The sequence below is a fragment of the Pseudomonas sp. D1-36 genome, assembly GCF_051132205.1.
Classification (GTDB): Bacteria; Pseudomonadota; Gammaproteobacteria; order Pseudomonadales; family Pseudomonadaceae; genus Aquipseudomonas.
The window spans coordinates 944,878-961,154 of the sequence record NZ_CP071674.1 but is presented as its reverse complement, the minus strand read 5'-3'; the positions used below and the strand labels follow the sequence as shown (position 1 = coordinate 961,154).

The following is a 16,277-nucleotide window of genomic DNA, read 5'->3' as shown; positions in this document are numbered from 1 at the left end:
GCAGGTTCAGCGACGCACCGGACGCTTCTGCAATTTGCGCTGCAAGGTCCGCCGGTGCATGCCCAAGGCACGAGCCGTGGCGGAAATATTGCCTTCGTGCTCAGTCAGCACCCGCTGGATGTGTTCCCATTGCAGGCGATCCACCGACATGGGGTTTTCCGGCACCAGGGTATCGAGGTCGGCGTGCTCGGACAGCAGCGCCGCCAGCACATCGTCGGCATCCGCCGGTTTGCACAGGTAGTTGCACGCGCCGCGCTTGATGGCCTCGACCGCGGTGGCAATGCTCGAATAACCGGTGAGGATCACCACGCGCATCTCCGGGTCCAGCTCCAGCAGCTTGGGCAGCAGCACCAGGCCGGAGTCGCCGTCCATTTTCAGGTCGAGGGCGGCGTAGTCCGGCAGGTCGGCCTGGGCGATGGTCAGGCCCTCTTCGGCGGAACCGGCGGTGCTGACCCGAAAACCGCGACGGGACATGGCCCGGGCCATGACGCGGGTAAAGGTGGCGTCGTCATCCACCAGCAGCAGGTGCGGCAGTTCTTCGCCGTCGACTTGGATCTCGTCACTCATATTCGTCTCCTCGGTCGGCATGGGGCAGGCGCAGCTCGGTGAGCGTACCGCCTTCCTCATGGGGGTAGAGTTTCACCGAGCCGCCGGCGCGTGTCACGCTGGCCTTGCTCAAAAACAGGCCCAGGCCGAAACCCTTGCCCTTGGTCGTGAAAAACGGTTTGCCGATCTGCTCGGCAATCGCCAGCGGCACACCGGCGCCGTGATCGCGAATACAGATCGTCAGTTCATAGGCGTCCCAGTCCAGCACCACTTCCAAGTTTTCCGGGCAGGCGTCGGCGGCATTGTTCAGCAGGTTCAGCAAGGCCTGGGTCAAGTCCGGCGGCGGCGCCATGCGCGGCACCGTGCCCTTGCCCAGGCACTGGAAGCGATAACTGGCTTCGGGGCGCATCAGGTGCCAACGGTTCAGGGCATCGTCGAGCCAGAACGTGACCGCCTGCATGTCGATGTCCAGCCGGCGGTTGGCCTCGGCGGCGCGCACCAGGTATTGCAGGGTTTCCTTGCAGAGCTTGACCTGGTCTTGCAGCACACTGAGGTCTTCTTGCAACGCCGGGTCTTTATGGTCCTGGCGCATTTCCTTGAGCAGCACGCTCATGGTCGCCAGCGGCGTGCCCAGTTCATGGGCAGCGCCGGCGGCCTGGGTCGCCACGGCCAGCAGTTGCTCGTCCCGCAGGCCTTCTTCACGACGGATCGCGCGCAACTCTTCCTGGCGACGCAATTCTTCGGCCATGCGCGCGGCAAAAAAGGTGATGACCGCAGCCGCCAGGGCGAAGCTCAGCCACATGCCGTAGATCTGCAGGTTTTCCCGGGCGATGGGGAAGGTTTCCAGCGGATAGAAGCGCGCCAGCAACAAGGTGTACAGCGCCAGGGCGATGCCGGACAGGATCAGCGAAAAACGCCACGGCAGTGTCACGGCGGCGATGGTCAGCGGCACCAGGTAATAAGAGACGAAAGGATTGGTGGAGCCGCCGGAGAAATACAGCAGCGCGCTGTGGATAAACAGGTCGCAGGCCAGTTGCACAGCGTATTCAAGTTCGGTCACTGGCCATGAGGTGCGCAGGCGAATCGCAGTCAACGCGCAAAGTACGCTGGAAAAGACCAGCGTGATTGCCAGTTGCAGCCAAGGCAGCGGCAGCAGGTCGAACCAATAGGCAAGCCCCACCGAGCCGGCCTGGGCTGCGAGGACCAGAATGCGGATAAACGTCAGGCGCCATAGGTTCTGGCGCGAAGCGGAAGTCATTTGCAAAGGGGCGAGCATGAGCTCTCCTGATGAGCGCTCCAGGCGGATCGCATGGAGTATAACCAAGGCAGGGCTTGCAGCGGCGGATATGCGGCAAAGCGCCACAGCTTTGGACGCTACATAGCCCCCTGTGGCGAGGGAGCTTGCTCCCGCTGGACCGGTCCGACGCTTCGGGCGCAGCAGGCCCAAAAGATTACGACTGCTGCGCAGCCGAGCGGGAGCAAGCTCCCTCGCCACGAAAAGCCACTGGGCCGCAATCTGTATAGAAGTTGTAACTGTGCGAACCGCACCATAAACGCTAGAGTCTTATCGTTCACGCAGGCCCGGAACCTACCCCTGCGCATCATCCCAAGGAGCTTTCATGCACACGTTCAGTCGCCCCGCCGCCCTGCTCGCCCTCAGCCTCGGCACCGTCGCCAGCCTGCCGGCCGTGGCCGCCGATGAGCTTCATTACAACCAGATATCCCTGCGCGCCGAAGCCAGCCAGGAAGTGGCCCGCGACCTGATGATCGTCACCCTCTACACCGAGGAACAGAACACCGACCCGGCCAAACTCGCGGCCACCGTCAGCACCACACTGAACAAAGCCATTGGCCAGGCCAAGCAGGTCAAGGACATCAACTTGCGCCAAGGCAGCCGCAACAGCTACCCGGTCTACGATAACAAGGGTCAGAAGATCACCGGCTGGCGCGAACGCGCCGAGCTGCGCCTGGAAAGCGCCGACTTCGCCGCCCTGTCCAAACTCACCGGCGAGTTGCTCACCGACATGAAAATGGCCGGCATGGACTTCGCCATCGCCACCGCCACCCGCCAGACCAGCGAAGACGCCCTGCTCAAGGACGCCGTCAACGCCTTCAAGGCCCGCGCCCAACTCGCCACCGAAGCCTTGGGCGGCAAGGGTTACAAGATCGTCAACCTGAACTTCAACACCAACGGTTATCCACAACCGTACATGCGCCCGCAGATGATGATGAAAGCGGCGTCCATGGATGCCGAGTCGGTCACGCCGGAAGTGGAAGCAGGCACCAGCAAAGTGACGATGACGGCGGATGGGGTTGTTGAGGTGTTGATGCAGTGATGATCGGCGGTGGTTCAGTTAATTTTACTGACTGAACCACCGAAGCCGAGCGACAAAAACTCCGTGGCGAGGGAGCTTGCTCCCGCTGGGCTGCGCAGCGGCCCCAAACCAGACACCTAGGTGTATCAGATGGATGCAGTCGCTGCTGTTGGGGCCGCTTCGCGCCCCAGCGGGAGCAAGCTCCCTCGCCACAGGTTTGGTGGTCGGCGGGACATAGGCATATTGCTTCGACCTCTGCTGGGGTCTTCTCGGAACGGAGTCGCACAATAGTTTTGACATTTCCAAAAGCAGCACGAGAGAACTGGCCACGTTTTATGGAACGTGGACAGCGAAAGATTAGGCCTCCTTGAAAAGTCAAAATGTTTTTCTCAGGCATGAAATGTACAGCCTTCACACCTGGGCCTTCAGGTGACCTTCGCGAACAAACCCACCCACAACTGATCGGGTACATCCGTGAAAAGATAGGCAGGCTACAAGGCCGCCTTCGCGAGCAGGCTCGCTCCCACAAATGGATTGGGTATGACCGGGAGAGCCAGGTCGACTACCAGTTCAGCTTTGCTCCCACAGACCTGACAGGTGTACGACCCGGGAGAAACGCTATACCCAAACCCCACGGTCCCCCTCACTTTTCGATATTTCCCCCACCCCCACCCGCAACGCTACTCTCCTGAAAACCTCACCGCCCCCAAGGGATTTCATGGACAGAACCACCTTCAAGCCCCTCCTGCTCGCGCTGGCCCTGATCAGCAGCGCCCCAATGGCCCAAGCCGCCACCACCCTGGTCTACTGCTCCGAAGCCAGCCCCGCCGGGTTCGACCCCAGCCAATACACCAGCGGCACCGACTTCGATGCCTCGGCCGAAACCGTGTTCAACCGCCTCACCCAGTTCAAGCGCGGCGGCACCGAGGTCGAGCCCGGGTTGGCGTCAAGCTGGGACGTATCCGCCGATGGCCTGGCTTACACCTTCCACCTGCGCGAGGGTGTGAAATTTCATACCACCGACTTCTTCACCCCGAGCCGCGACTTCAACGCCGACGACGTGCTGTTCACCTTCCAGCGTCTGCTCGACTCACAACACCCGTTCCGCCTGGCCTACCCCACCGAATCGCCGTATTTCACCGACATGGGCCTGAACACCACGATCAAGAGCGTCGAGAAGGTCGACGAGCACACCGTCCGCTTCACCCTCAATAACGTCGACGCCGCGTTCGTGCAAAATTTGGCGATGAGTTTTGCCTCGGTGCAATCGGCCGAATACGCCGCGCAATTGTTGAAAGAAGGCAAGGCCGGCGACCTCAACCAGAAACCCGTCGGCACCGGGCCGTTCGTGTTCAAGCGCTACCAGAAGGATTCGCAGATCCGCTACGTCGCCAACACCGCGTACTGGAAACCCGAGGACGTGAAGCTCGACAACCTGATTTTTTCCATCACCCCGGACGCCGCCGTACGCCTGCAAAAGCTCAAGCGTGGCGAATGCCAGGTCAGCGGTTATCCGCGCCCGGCCGATATCGAAGTGATGGAGCAAGACCCGAACCTGCAGGTGCTCAAGCAGCCCGGCTTCAACCTGGGCTTCCTGGCCTACAACGTGACGCACCCGCCGCTGGACCAGCTCAAGGTCCGTCAGGCGCTGGACATGGCCATCGACAAGCCAGCGATCATCAAAGCGGTGTACCAGAGCGCTGGGCAACTGGCGCAAAACGCCTTGCCACCGGCCCAATGGTCGTTCGACCCTGCGATCCAGGACGCGCCCCATGACGTGACCAAGGCCAAGGCGCTCCTCAAGGAAGCCGGGGTTGCGCCCGGTACAACCATTGATTTATGGGCGATGACGGTGCAGCGCGCCTCCAACCCCAACGCGCGGATGTCGGCGCAAATGATCCAGCAGGATTGGGCCAAGATTGGTATCAAGGCGAACATCGTCAGCTACGAATGGGGCGAATACATCAAGCGCGCCAAGAACGGCGAGCATGACGCAATGATCTATGGCTGGACCGGCGACAACGGTGATCCGGACAACTGGCTCGGCGTGCTTTATAGCTGCGCGGCGGTCAAGGGCAGCAACTACGCCAAGTGGTGCGACCCGGCCTATGACCGGATGATCCAGCAGGCCAAGGTCGCGACCGACCGGCAAAAACGGATCGAGCTGTACCAGCAGGCGCAGAAAATCCTCAAGCAGCAGGTGCCCATCACACCCATTGCCAACTCAACGGTGTTCCAGCCGATACGCAAGGAAGTGGTGGATTTCAAACTCAGCCCGTTTGGCCTGACACCTTTCTACGGCGTGGGTTTGAACAAGTAAAACCCGCCCCATGGCGGTGCGCAGCAGCCCTGCGCCGCACCGCCAGCGGGCGCCTTTTGCCCCAAAAAAACCTGCGCAAACGATCAAATGCGTCAAAAGTTACAAAGATGCGACATTAAGGTACGTTCGTGCCACTGTTTCAGAGTTGAAACCGCTCTAGATCTTGCATTGGGTATGGGGCCTGCATAAGTATCCGCAGGACGACTCACGAGGTCGCCCTCAAATCCAAAAATGACAACAAATCATGAGGCCAACATGCTTAAACACGCGGTCATTCCGTTTTTAGTCGGTGCAGGCTTGTTAGCCAGCGCTCCTTTCGCTTCCGCCGCGACTAACCTGGTGTTCTGCTCCGAAGGCAGCCCGGCCGGTTTCGACCCCGGTCAGTACACCACCGGAACCGACTTCGATGCCTCTGCAGAAACCATGTTCAACCGCCTGACCCAGTTTGAGCGCGGCGGCACCGCCGTGATTCCTGGCCTGGCCACCAAGTGGGACATCTCCGAAGACGGCCTCACCTATACGTTCCACCTGCGTGAAGGCGTCAAGTTCCACACCACCCCGTATTTCAAGCCGACCCGTGAATTCAATGCCGACGACGTGCTGTTCACGTTCAATCGCATGATCAACAAGGACGACCCGTTCCGTAAGGCGTACCCAACCGAATTCCCGTACTTCACCGACATGGGGATGGACACCAACATCACCAAGATCGATAAAGTCGACGACCACACCGTCAAGTTCACCCTCAAAGATGTCGACGCCGCGTTCATCCAGAACATGGCCATGAGCTTCGCCTCGATCCAGTCCGCCGAATATAGCGCCCAACTGCTCAAGGAAGGCAAGGCCCCGGACATCAACCAGAAGCCGGTCGGCACCGGCCCGTTCGTGTTCAAGAGCTACCAGAAAGATTCCAACATCCGCTACACAGGCAACAAGGAATACTGGAAGCCTGAAGACGTGAAGATCGACAACCTGATCTTCGCCATCACCACCGACCCGTCGGTGCGTATCCAGAAATTGAAGAAGAACGAGTGCCAGATCACTCTCTTCCCACGCCCGGCCGACCTCCAGGCCCTTAAGGACGACAAAGCGCTGAAGATGCCTGACCAGGCGGGTTTCAACCTGGGTTATGTAGCTTACAACGTGATGGACAAAGTCAAAGGCGACGACAAGCCCAACCCACTGGCTGACCTTCGAGTTCGTCAAGCCTTGGACATGGCTGTGAACAAGCAACAGATCATCGACTCTGTGTACCAAGGAGCGGGCCAGCTGGCGGTCAACGCCATGCCACCGACCCAGTGGTCCTACGACACCACCATCAAAGATGCCAAATACGACCCAGAGAAAGCCAAGGCGCTGCTCAAGGAAGCCGGCGTCAAAGAAGGCACAGAGATCGTTCTGTGGGCCATGCCGGTTCAGCGTCCGTACAACCCGAACGCCAAACTGATGGCGGAAATGCTGCAGAATGACTGGTCCAAGATCGGCCTGAAGGTCAAGATCACCAGCTACGAATGGGGCGAGTACATCAAGCGTTCCAAAGGTGGCGAGAACCAGGCCATGATCATTGGCTGGAGCGGTGACAACGGTGACCCGGACAACTGGCTCAACGTGCTGTTCGGCTGCGACTCGCTGCAAGGCAACAACTTTTCCAAATGGTGTGACAAGAAGTTCGACGGCCTCGTGAAAGAAGCCAAGCGCACCACCGACCAGGCCAAGCGCACCGACCTCTACAAACAGGCACAACACGTCCTCAAGGATGCTGTGCCGATGACACCTATCGCTCACTCGACGGTGTATCAACCCATGCGCGCCAACGTGCAGGACTTCAAGATCAGCCCATTTGGCTTGAACTCCTTCTACGGCGTCAGCGTCAGCAAATAACGATAGGCAACGGCGGCGCTTTCAACGTCGCCGTTGTGCTATCCGCCAAGACCCAAGGAAACCGCCTGCCTTTGGAAGCACCGCACACAGCGGTAGCCGAGAGGGCATCGCCTTTTCCCACATGTCTTTCAGGCGTTACGCATTTACCGCCTCGCCCACGACTCATACCGTCGGGCTACCGGTTTGCTAATGCTGTGGCATCGCTGTTTTACGCAATGGAATGAGCCCAGTGCCCCGGACCTGTCCCCGAAGAAGGACGCCGGTTCGCTGACAAACACCCCGAACGAGAGAGGGAGCGTCATGCGCCATACCTTGGTTTTATCCGCATTGCTGGGCACCGGCCTGCTGGCCGCCACATCCGCAGCCCAGGCCGCCGGCGGCAGCCTGGTGTTCTGTTCCGAAGGCAGCCCCGCCGGTTTCGACACCGCGCAATACACCACCGCCACTGATAACGACGCCGCCGAGCCGCTGTACAACCGCCTGGCCGAGTTTGAAAAAGGCGCGACCAATGTCGTCCCGGGCCTGGCAACAAGCTGGGACATTTCCGAAGACGGCTTGAAGTACACCTTCCACCTGCGCGAAGGGGTGAAGTTTCATACCACCGATTACTTCAAGCCGACCCGGGATTTCAACGCCGACGACGTGCTGTTCACCTTCAACCGCATGCTTGACCCGCAGCATCCGTTCCGCAAGGCCTACCCCACTGAGTTCCCGTACTTCAACGGCATGAGCCTGAACAAGAACATCGCCAAGGTAGAAAAGACCGGGCCGCTGACGGTAGTCATGACGCTGAACAGCGTCGACGCCGCGTTCATCCAGAACATCGCTATGAGCTTCGCCTCGATCCTGTCGGCTGAATATGCCGACCAGTTGCTCAAGGGCGGCAAGCCGAGCGATATCAACCAAAAGCCGATCGGCACCGGGCCGTTCGAGTTCAAGAGCTACCAGAAAGACTCCAACATTCGCTACGTCGCCAACGACAAGTACTGGGCACCGGAGCGGGTGAAGCTGAAAAACCTGATCTTCTCCATCAACACCGATGCGTCGGTGCGGGTGCAGAAACTCAAGGCCAACGAATGCCAGGTCACGCTGCATCCGCGTCCTGCCGACGTGCCCGCCTTGAAAAACGATCCCAAGCTGCAGTTGATCGAGAAGCCCGGCTTCAACCTCGGCTACATCGCTTATAACACTCGCCACAAACCCTTCGACCAGGTCGAAGTGCGCCGTGCGCTGGACATGGCGGTGAACAAGCAAGGGATTCTCAACGCGGTGTACCAGGGCGCGGGGCAACTGGCGCAGAACGCCATGCCACCGACCCAATGGTCCTACGACGAGACCATCAAGGACACGCCTTACAACCCGGAAAAAGCCAAAGAGCTGCTCAAGGCCGCCGGAGTCAAGGAAGGCACCGAAATCACCCTCTGGGCCATGCCCGTGCAACGCCCGTACAACCCCAACGCCAAGCTGATGGCCGAGATGCTCCAGGCCGACTGGGCGAAAATCGGCCTGAAAGTGAAGATCGTCAGCTATGAATGGGGCGAGTACATCAAGCGCACCAAGAACGGCGAGCACGACATCAGCCTGATCGGCTGGACCGGCGACAACGGTGACCCGGACAACTGGCTGGGCACGCTATACAGCTGTGACGCCATTGGTGGCAACAACTACTCCATGTGGTGTGACCAGGATTACGACAAGCTGATCAAGCAGGCCAAGATCGTCACCGACCGCGAAAAGCGCACCGTGCTCTACAAACAGGCCCAGCAGTTGCTCAAGCAGCAAGTGCCGATCACCCCTGTTGCCCACTCGACGGTCAACCAGCCGCTGAGCGCCAAAGTCGAAGGGTTCAAAGTCAGCCCCTTCGGTCGCAACGTCTTCTCGGGCGTCAGCCTGAACCCATAACCGTATCGCCGCACAGCGAGGGCTTTCCTGGAAGCCCTCACGCAGACGTCTTGCCGTAATTCGCCGATCCGGCGCCAGGCAAACGTTTGCACGCTGCAAATGAGCTGTAAACCAAATAGCCGTATCACCAAAAAAGAACGGCATAAAAAAGAAAGAAAAAGGAGCGTTACCGATGAAACTGAGCAGCACCGCGATACTGGCCTTGGCCATCAGCAGCATCACCGCGACGGCCTATGCAGAGTCCCAGAGCCAGGCGGTTACGCCGGTGACGGTCAAGACCAGCAGCGCTCAATCCGAAGCCAAGGGCTTTATTGAAGGGCAAAAGCTTGAGGGCAGTACCCGTAACTGGTACTCCAACGAACAACTCAAGCGTGGCGCAAAATTCTCGTATCAGAAGAACGGCGCCCTGGCTCCAACTGATCGCCGCATCAACTGGATGCAAGGCACCATCATCAAGTACAACTCGGGCTTCACCGAGGGCACTGTTGGCTTCAGTACCGAAGTGGCTGCCTACAACGCTATCGCGCTGGAGCGCGACCGCAAGAATCTGGCATCGGCCAATGGTGGCGCTCCAGAGCCAGGACGAGGCGGCCGCGGAAACAACCGTACCCTGACTGAGAGTGGCGGCGATGCTGTCGACCAGTGGAGCAAGCTGGGCCTGGCCAACGTCAAGGCCCGTGTCTCGAACACTACCCTGACTGCAGGTCGCCAGAATTTCAGCAGCCCGATGGTCGATGTGATCGGCAACCGTGCCCTGCCTTCGAGCTTCGAAGGTGTGAGCCTGCACAGCGAAGAGCTGGAGAACCTGTCTTTCGATATCGGCACCTTCGATCGCAACTCGCCTCGTACCGAACAGAGCCAGCGCAAGTTCCGCTCCGAATACGGTAACTCCTCGGCTGAAGCCGACCATGTAAATACCGCCGGTATCACTTACCAGCCGCTCGCCAGCCTGACCACCAGCCTGTGGGGCACCCAGGCCGAAGACCTGTGGAACCAGTACTACTTCGGCGCCAGCCACGTGCTTGGCGACAGCTCGGTACTGAGCCTGACCACTGGCCTGAACTACTATAAGACCGTCGATTCGGGTTCTGCCCTGCTGGGCGATATCGACAACGATACCTACTCGCTGTCGTTCGGCCTGACTCACCAGGCTCATACCGTGACCTTCTCGTACCAGGAAATCAATGGCGACGAGTACTTCGACTACCTGCACGAAACCAACGGCATCTACCTGGCCAACTCCCTGCTGTCGGACTTCAACGGCCCGAACGAGAAATCCTTCCAGATCGCCTATGGCCTGAACATGGCCGAGTACGGCGTGCCGGGCCTGAAGTTCAACGTCTACCAAGCCCGCGGCTGGGGTATCGATGGCACTCACTACACCGGTAACAAAGGCGTAGTTGGCAAGGGTTACGACGGCGTCCAGGCCATGGACGGTGAACATCACTACGAGTACGGCATCGGTGCTTCCTACGCCGTGCAGAGCGGTCCGTTGAAGGCCACCGCGATTCGTGCGACCTACACCGCTCACCGCGCCAGCGAGAACCAGGCCGACGGCAGCATCAATGAATTCCGTCTGGTCACCACCATCCCGTTCAACATTCTCTAAACTGCCACCGGGCGGTCGACTCATAAGGTCGCCCGCCCGGTCTTTTGCCAATTACCCGATTGCAGAGGATTGACGATGAACATGAACCCCCTACGCGCCGCCATCGCCGCCGCGCTGCTGAGTGTCGCCGTTGGCGCCACGGCCAAACCCCTTGTGGTTTGCACAGAAGCCAGTCCGGAAGGCTTCGACATGGTCCAGTACACGACTGCAGTCACCGCCGATGCCGTGGCGGAAACCATTTTCAATCGCCTGGCTGATTTCAAGCCCGGCACCACCGAAGTGATTCCGGCCTTGGCCGAATCCTGGGACATCAGCGACGATGGCCTGACGTACACCTTCCACCTGCGCAAGGGCGTCAAGTTCCACACCACCGATTACTTCAAGCCGACCCGCGACATGAACGCCGACGACGTGGTCTGGAGCTTTCAGCGCCAGCTGGACCCGAATCATCCGTGGCATAAACTGTCGAGCGTGGGCTTCCCGTACTTTGAAAGCATGGGCTTCAAGGAGCTGCTGAAAAACGTCGAGAAAGTCGACGAGCACACGGTCAAGTTCACCTTGACCCGCCGCGAAGCGCCGTTCCTGGCCGACATCGCCATGGCGTTCTCTTCGATCTACCCGACTGAATACGCCGACCAGTTGCTCAAGGCCAACAAGGCCGGCGACCTCAACAGCAAGCCGATCGGCACCGGCCCATTCGTGTTCCAGCGCTACAGCAAGGATGCCCAGGTTCGCTTCAAGGCCAACCCGGACTACTTCCGTGGCAAGCCACCGGCCGATGCGCTGGTATTGGCCATCGCCACCGACAACAACGTGCGCATGCAGAAACTCAAGACCAACGAATGTCAGATCGCGCTGTACCCAAAACCCGATGACATCCCCAGCATCAAGAAAGACCCGAACCTGAAGGTCACCGAGCTGGACGCGATGACCGTTTCCTACACCGCGCTGAACACCAGCAAGAAGTACATGAGCGACGTGCGTGTACGCAAGGCCATCGACCTGGCCTTCGACAAGGAAGCCTACGTCAACGCCCTGTTCGGCAAGGGCAACGCCACCGTGGCGGTTAACCCGTACCCGCCGACACTGCTGGGCTTCAATCACGAACTGAAGAACCCGACCCGCGACCTCGACAAGGCCCGCCAGTTGCTCAAGGAAGCCGGCGTGCCGGAAGGCACCGTGTTTACCTTGTTCACCCGCAACGGCGGCGGCCCGACCAACCCCAACCCGATGCTCGGCGCGCAAATGATGCAGGCCGACCTGGCGAAAGTCGGGATCAAGGTCGACATCCGCGTGATGGAGTGGGGCGAAATGCTCAAGCGCGCGAAAAACGGCGAGCACGACATGGTGTCCGCCGGATGGGCGGGCGACAACGGCGACCCGGATAACTTCCTGACGCCTATGCTCAGTTGCGAAGCCGCCAAGAACGGCGAAAACTACGCGCGCTGGTGCAACGAGAAATTCCAGGCGCTGCTCGACCAGGCACGCGCCACAGTGAACCCCGAGGAGCGCGCCAGGCTCTATGAACAGGCCCAGGTGATCTTCAACCAGGACCAGCCATGGATCAGCATGGCCCACACCCGCATGTTCACGGCAATGCGCAAGAACGTAGAGGGCTACGTGATTAGCCCGCTCACCACCAACAACTTCGCCACCACCCAGGTGAAGTAGATAAGAAAACGCCCTTCGACGCTTGACCCCAAGCCTCGAAGGGCACGCCTAACCGGCTGATGAGGTACACCTGAAGATGTTTAGTTTTATTGCCCGCCGACTGGGATTATTGATCCCCACGTTCTTCGGCATCACCTTGCTGACCTTCGCGTTGATTCGCATGATCCCCGGCGACCCCGTGGAAGTGATGATGGGCGAACGTCGGGTCGATCCCGAAATGCATGCACAGGCAATGGAACGCCTTGGCCTCAACAAACCGCTGTATGCCCAATACCTGGACTACATCGGCAAACTGGCCCAGGGCGATCTCGGCGAATCGCTGCGTACCCGTGAAAGCGTATGGACCGAGTTCAGCTCCCTGTTCCCCGCGACCCTGGAACTGTCCATGGCCGCCCTGTTGTTCGCCGGTATCCTGGGCCTGCTGGCTGGGGTGATCGCGGCACTCAAGCGAGGATCCCTGTTCGACCATGGGGTGATGGGCGTCTCCCTCGCGGGATACTCGATGCCGATCTTCTGGTGGGGCCTGATCCTGATCATGTTCTTCTCGGTGTCCCTTGGCTGGACGCCGGTGTCGGGGCGGATCGACCTGCTCTACGACATCGAGCCGAAAACCGGCTTCATGCTGATCGACACGCTGCTGGCCGACGAGCCGGGCGCGTTCCTCGATGCGCTGCATCACCTGATCCTGCCGGCGATCGTGCTGGGCACCATTCCGCTGGCGGTGATCGCCCGCATGACCCGCTCTTCGATGCTCGAAGTGCTGCGCGAAGACTACATCCGCACCGCCAAGGCCAAGGGCCTGTCGCCGTCGCGCGTGGTGTTCGTGCATGGCCTGCGCAACGCGCTGATCCCGGTGCTGACCGTGGTCGGCCTGCAAGTGGGCACGCTGCTGGCCGGTGCGGTCCTGACCGAAACGATCTTCTCCTGGCCGGGCATCGGCAAGTGGTTGATCGAAGCCATCGGCGCCCGGGACTATCCCGTGGTGCAGAACGGCATCCTGTTAATCGCCTGCCTGGTGATTCTGGTCAACTTCGTCGTGGACATCCTCTACGGCTTTGCCAACCCACGTATCCGTCACCAGCGCTGAGATCAAGACCATGAGTACTCCAACTACCGCGGTAGCAGTCGATCAAAGCCTGCTGTACCCGTCCCCTTACAAAGAATTCTGGCAAGCGTTTTCCCGCAACAAGGGCGCCGTCGCCGGGCTGATGTTCATGACCCTGATCGTGTTCTGCGCGATCTTCGCTCCGTGGGTCGCGCCTCATGACCCGAGCGAGCAATACCGTGACTTCCTGCTGACGCCACCGGCCTGGCTGGAAGGTGGGCAGATGCAATTCCTGCTGGGCACCGACGAACTGGGCCGCGACCTGCTGTCGCGCCTGATCCAGGGCTCGCGCCTGTCGCTGCTGATCGGCTTGTCGTCGGTGGTGATGTCGTTGATCCCGGGCATCCTGCTGGGGCTGTTCGCCGGGTTCTTCCCGCGCATCCTCGGCCCGACCATCATGCGTCTGATGGACATCATGCTCGCCCTGCCGTCCTTGCTGCTGGCCGTGGCGATCGTCGCCATCCTCGGCCCAGGCCTGATCAACACCGTGATCGCCATCGCCATCGTCTCGCTGCCATCCTACGTGCGCCTGACCCGCGCCGCCGTGATGGGCGAACTGAACCGCGACTACGTGACCGCCGCCCGCCTGGCCGGTGCCGGCCTGCCGCGCCTGATGTTCATCACCGTGCTGCCCAACTGCATGGCACCGCTGATCGTCCAGGCGACGCTGAGCTTTTCCTCGGCGATCCTCGACGCCGCCGCCCTGGGCTTCCTCGGCCTCGGCGTGCAGCCGCCAACCCCTGAATGGGGCACCATGCTGGCCTCGGCCCGCGACTACATCGAACGCGCCTGGTGGGTCGTGAGCCTGCCTGGCTTGACCATTTTGCTCAGCGTGCTGGCAATCAACCTGATGGGCGACGGGCTGCGCGATGCGCTGGACCCGAAACTCAAGAATGCCGCCTGAGGAGATTCCCATGTCACTGCTAGAAATCAAGAATCTCAACGTCCGCTTCGGCGACGCCACCGCCGTGCCGGTGGTCGACGGCCTGGACCTGAGCGTGGACAAAGGCGAAGTCCTGGCGATCGTCGGCGAATCGGGCTCGGGTAAATCCGTGACCATGATGGCGCTGATGGGCCTGATCGAGCACCCCGGCATCGTCACCGCCGACGCGCTGAACTTCGACGGCAAGAACATGCTCAAGCTGAGCAACCGCCAGCGTCGGCAGATCGTCGGCAAGGACCTGGCGATGGTGTTCCAGGACCCGATGACCGCGCTCAATCCCAGCTACACCGTCGGTTTCCAGATCGAAGAAGTGCTGCGCCTGCACCTGAAGATGTCCGGCAAAGCCGCCCGCAAGCGCGCCATCGAACTGCTGGAAAAAGTCGAAATTCCCGGCGCCGCGAGCCGCATGGACGCGTACCCGCACCAACTGTCCGGCGGCATGAGCCAGCGCGTGGCGATTGCCATGGCGATTGCCGGCGAGCCGAAGTTGTTGATTGCCGATGAACCGACCACCGCCCTGGACGTGACCATCCAGGCGCAGATCATGGACCTGCTGCTGGCCCTGCAAAAAGAGCAGAACATGGGCCTGGTGCTGATCACCCACGACCTCGCCGTCGTGGCTGAAACCGCCCAGCGCGTGTGCGTGATGTACGCCGGCCAGGCCGTGGAAGTGGGCAAGGTGCCTCAGTTGTTCGACATTCCCGCCCACCCATACAGCGAAGCGCTGCTGGCGGCGATTCCGGAACACAGCATGGGCGCCGAGCGCCTGGCGACCTTGCCGGGTATCGTTCCCGGTCGCTATGACCGTCCGCAAGGCTGCCTGCTGTCGCCGCGCTGCCCGTATGTGCGCGACAACTGTCGCCAGGAGCGCCCTGCCCTCGATCCGAAAACCAACAGCCTCGCCCGCTGCTTCTACCCGTTGAACCAGGAGGTGGCGTGATGGCCGTCGTACTTACCGCCCGTGACCTGACCCGTCATTACGAAGTGTCCCGTGGCATGTTCAAGGGCCATGCGACTGTGCGCGCCCTCAACGGGGTGTCGTTCGAACTGGAGGCCGGCAAGACCCTGGCCGTGGTGGGCGAATCCGGTTGCGGCAAATCCACCCTCGCCCGGGCTCTGACGCTGATCGAAGAGCCGTCCGCGGGCTCCTTGAAAATCGCCGGTCAGGAAGTGGCCGGCGCCAACAAGGCCGAACGCAAGCAACTGCGTAAAGACGTGCAGATGGTGTTCCAGAGCCCGTATGCGTCCCTCAACCCGCGGCAGAAAATCGGTGATCAACTGGCCGAGCCGTTGCTGATCAACACCAACCTGTCGGCCACCGAGCGGCGTGAGAAAGTCCAGGCGATGATGAAGCAGGTGGGCTTGCGTCCCGAGCATTACCAGCGCTACCCGCACATGTTCTCCGGCGGCCAGCGCCAGCGCATCGCCCTGGCCCGCGCCATGATGCTGCAACCCAAGGTGCTGGTGGCGGACGAACCGACCTCGGCGCTGGACGTATCGATCCAGGCCCAGGTGCTGAACCTGTTCATGGACCTGCAACAGGAATTCAACACCGCCTACGTGTTCATTTCCCACAACCTGGCGGTGGTCCAGCACGTCGCTGACGACGTGATGGTGATGTACCTCGGCCGCCCAGTGGAAATGGGCCCCAACGAGTCGATCTACAGCCGCCCGCTGCACCCGTACACCCAGGCGCTGCTGTCGGCCACCCCGACCATCCACCCGGACCCGAACAAGCCGAAGATCAAAATCGTCGGCGAACTGCCCAATCCGTTGAACCCGCCGTCCGGCTGCGCCTTCCACAAGCGCTGCCCGTACGCGACCGAGCGCTGCAAGACTGAAGAACCGGCGTTGCGGCCGTTGGATAACCGGTTGGTGGCGTGTCACTACGCCGAGCGGTTCCTCGACGGTGCTGCATAAACGCAGAAGGTAGATAAAGCTCTTGTGGCGAGGGAGCTTGCTCCCGCTGGGCCGCGCAGCGGCCC

Annotated in this window: 12 protein-coding genes; 10 read left to right on the top strand and 2 right to left on the bottom strand. The window is 60.7% G+C overall.

Annotated elements, in window-relative coordinates; genetic code table 11:
* Window positions 1-6: 6 nt before the first annotated feature.
* Together J3P76_RS04245 and J3P76_RS04240 are read right to left on the bottom strand one after the other, a co-directional pair.
* On the bottom strand, window positions 7-567 hold the full coding sequence (locus J3P76_RS04245; RefSeq protein WP_003177957.1) for a response regulator transcription factor: 561 nt from the start codon (window positions 565-567) through the stop codon (window positions 7-9).
* Complete coding sequence (locus tag J3P76_RS04240) at window positions 560-1,822, bottom strand: ATP-binding protein (protein ID WP_420765538.1); 1,263 nt, start codon at window positions 1,820-1,822, stop codon at window positions 560-562. The genes J3P76_RS04245 and J3P76_RS04240 overlap by 8 nt, the downstream gene beginning before the upstream one ends.
* Before the next feature lie 343 nt (window positions 1,823-2,165).
* Here J3P76_RS04240 and J3P76_RS04235 point away from each other — a divergent pair, with 343 nt between their 5' ends.
* The 10 genes from J3P76_RS04235 to J3P76_RS04190 all read left to right on the top strand — a co-directional run bounded on the left by J3P76_RS04235 (window position 2,166) and on the right by J3P76_RS04190 (window position 16,212).
* On the top strand, window positions 2,166-2,882 hold the full coding sequence (locus J3P76_RS04235; protein WP_434607781.1) for an SIMPL domain-containing protein: 717 nt from the start codon (window positions 2,166-2,168) through the stop codon (window positions 2,880-2,882).
* A 697-nt stretch (window positions 2,883-3,579) separates the two neighbouring features.
* On the top strand, window positions 3,580-5,181 hold the full coding sequence (locus J3P76_RS04230) for an ABC transporter substrate-binding protein (RefSeq protein ID WP_434607783.1): 1,602 nt from the start codon (window positions 3,580-3,582) through the stop codon (window positions 5,179-5,181).
* A 255-nt stretch (window positions 5,182-5,436) separates the two neighbouring features.
* Complete coding sequence (locus tag J3P76_RS04225) at window positions 5,437-7,062, top strand: ABC transporter substrate-binding protein (RefSeq protein WP_434607785.1); 1,626 nt, start codon at window positions 5,437-5,439, stop codon at window positions 7,060-7,062.
* Window positions 7,063-7,362: 300 nt separating this feature from the next.
* Complete coding sequence (locus J3P76_RS04220; RefSeq protein ID WP_434560671.1) at window positions 7,363-8,964, top strand: ABC transporter substrate-binding protein; 1,602 nt, start codon at window positions 7,363-7,365, stop codon at window positions 8,962-8,964.
* A gap of 172 nt (window positions 8,965-9,136) precedes the next feature.
* On the top strand, window positions 9,137-10,573 hold the full coding sequence (locus J3P76_RS04215) for an OprD family porin (RefSeq protein ID WP_434560673.1): 1,437 nt from the start codon (window positions 9,137-9,139) through the stop codon (window positions 10,571-10,573).
* A 75-nt stretch (window positions 10,574-10,648) separates the two neighbouring features.
* Window positions 10,649-12,244, top strand: a complete 1,596-nt coding sequence (locus J3P76_RS04210; RefSeq protein WP_434701579.1) for an ABC transporter substrate-binding protein — start codon at window positions 10,649-10,651, stop codon at window positions 12,242-12,244.
* A 76-nt stretch (window positions 12,245-12,320) separates the two neighbouring features.
* Entirely contained in the window at window positions 12,321-13,331 is a 1,011-nt protein-coding gene (locus J3P76_RS04205) for an ABC transporter permease subunit (RefSeq protein WP_063322947.1), read from the top strand.
* Between the two features lie 10 nt (window positions 13,332-13,341).
* Window positions 13,342-14,253, top strand: a complete 912-nt coding sequence (locus J3P76_RS04200; protein WP_434607793.1) for an ABC transporter permease subunit — start codon at window positions 13,342-13,344, stop codon at window positions 14,251-14,253.
* A gap of 10 nt (window positions 14,254-14,263) precedes the next feature.
* The gene (locus J3P76_RS04195) at window positions 14,264-15,232 is read left to right on the top strand and encodes an ABC transporter ATP-binding protein (protein WP_420765548.1); all 969 of its coding nucleotides are present in this window, start codon (window positions 14,264-14,266) and stop codon (window positions 15,230-15,232) included.
* On the top strand, window positions 15,232-16,212 hold the full coding sequence (locus tag J3P76_RS04190; protein ID WP_030139820.1) for a peptide ABC transporter ATP-binding protein: 981 nt from the start codon (window positions 15,232-15,234) through the stop codon (window positions 16,210-16,212). Before J3P76_RS04195 ends, J3P76_RS04190 begins: the two co-directional genes overlap by 1 nt.
* The last annotated feature ends 65 nt before the right edge of the window (window positions 16,213-16,277 follow it).

Bases quoted from the DNA above. Each gene is read 5' to 3' on its own strand.
- J3P76_RS04245 (WP_003177957.1), bottom strand. From the start codon at position 567: ATGAGTGACGAGATCCAAGTCGACGGCGAAGAACTGCCGCACCTGCTG.
- J3P76_RS04240 (WP_420765538.1), bottom strand. From the start codon at position 1,822: ATGCTCGCCCCTTTGCAAATGACTTCCGCTTCGCGCCAGAACCTATGG.
- J3P76_RS04235 (WP_434607781.1), top strand. From the start codon at position 2,166: ATGCACACGTTCAGTCGCCCCGCCGCCCTGCTCGCCCTCAGCCTCGGC.
- J3P76_RS04230 (WP_434607783.1), top strand. From the start codon at position 3,580: ATGGACAGAACCACCTTCAAGCCCCTCCTGCTCGCGCTGGCCCTGATC.
- J3P76_RS04225 (WP_434607785.1), top strand. From the start codon at position 5,437: ATGCTTAAACACGCGGTCATTCCGTTTTTAGTCGGTGCAGGCTTGTTA.
- J3P76_RS04220 (WP_434560671.1), top strand. From the start codon at position 7,363: ATGCGCCATACCTTGGTTTTATCCGCATTGCTGGGCACCGGCCTGCTG.
- J3P76_RS04215 (WP_434560673.1), top strand. From the start codon at position 9,137: ATGAAACTGAGCAGCACCGCGATACTGGCCTTGGCCATCAGCAGCATC.
- J3P76_RS04210 (WP_434701579.1), top strand. From the start codon at position 10,649: ATGAACATGAACCCCCTACGCGCCGCCATCGCCGCCGCGCTGCTGAGT.
- J3P76_RS04205 (WP_063322947.1), top strand. From the start codon at position 12,321: ATGTTTAGTTTTATTGCCCGCCGACTGGGATTATTGATCCCCACGTTC.
- J3P76_RS04200 (WP_434607793.1), top strand. From the start codon at position 13,342: ATGAGTACTCCAACTACCGCGGTAGCAGTCGATCAAAGCCTGCTGTAC.
- J3P76_RS04195 (WP_420765548.1), top strand. From the start codon at position 14,264: ATGTCACTGCTAGAAATCAAGAATCTCAACGTCCGCTTCGGCGACGCC.
- J3P76_RS04190 (WP_030139820.1), top strand. From the start codon at position 15,232: ATGGCCGTCGTACTTACCGCCCGTGACCTGACCCGTCATTACGAAGTG.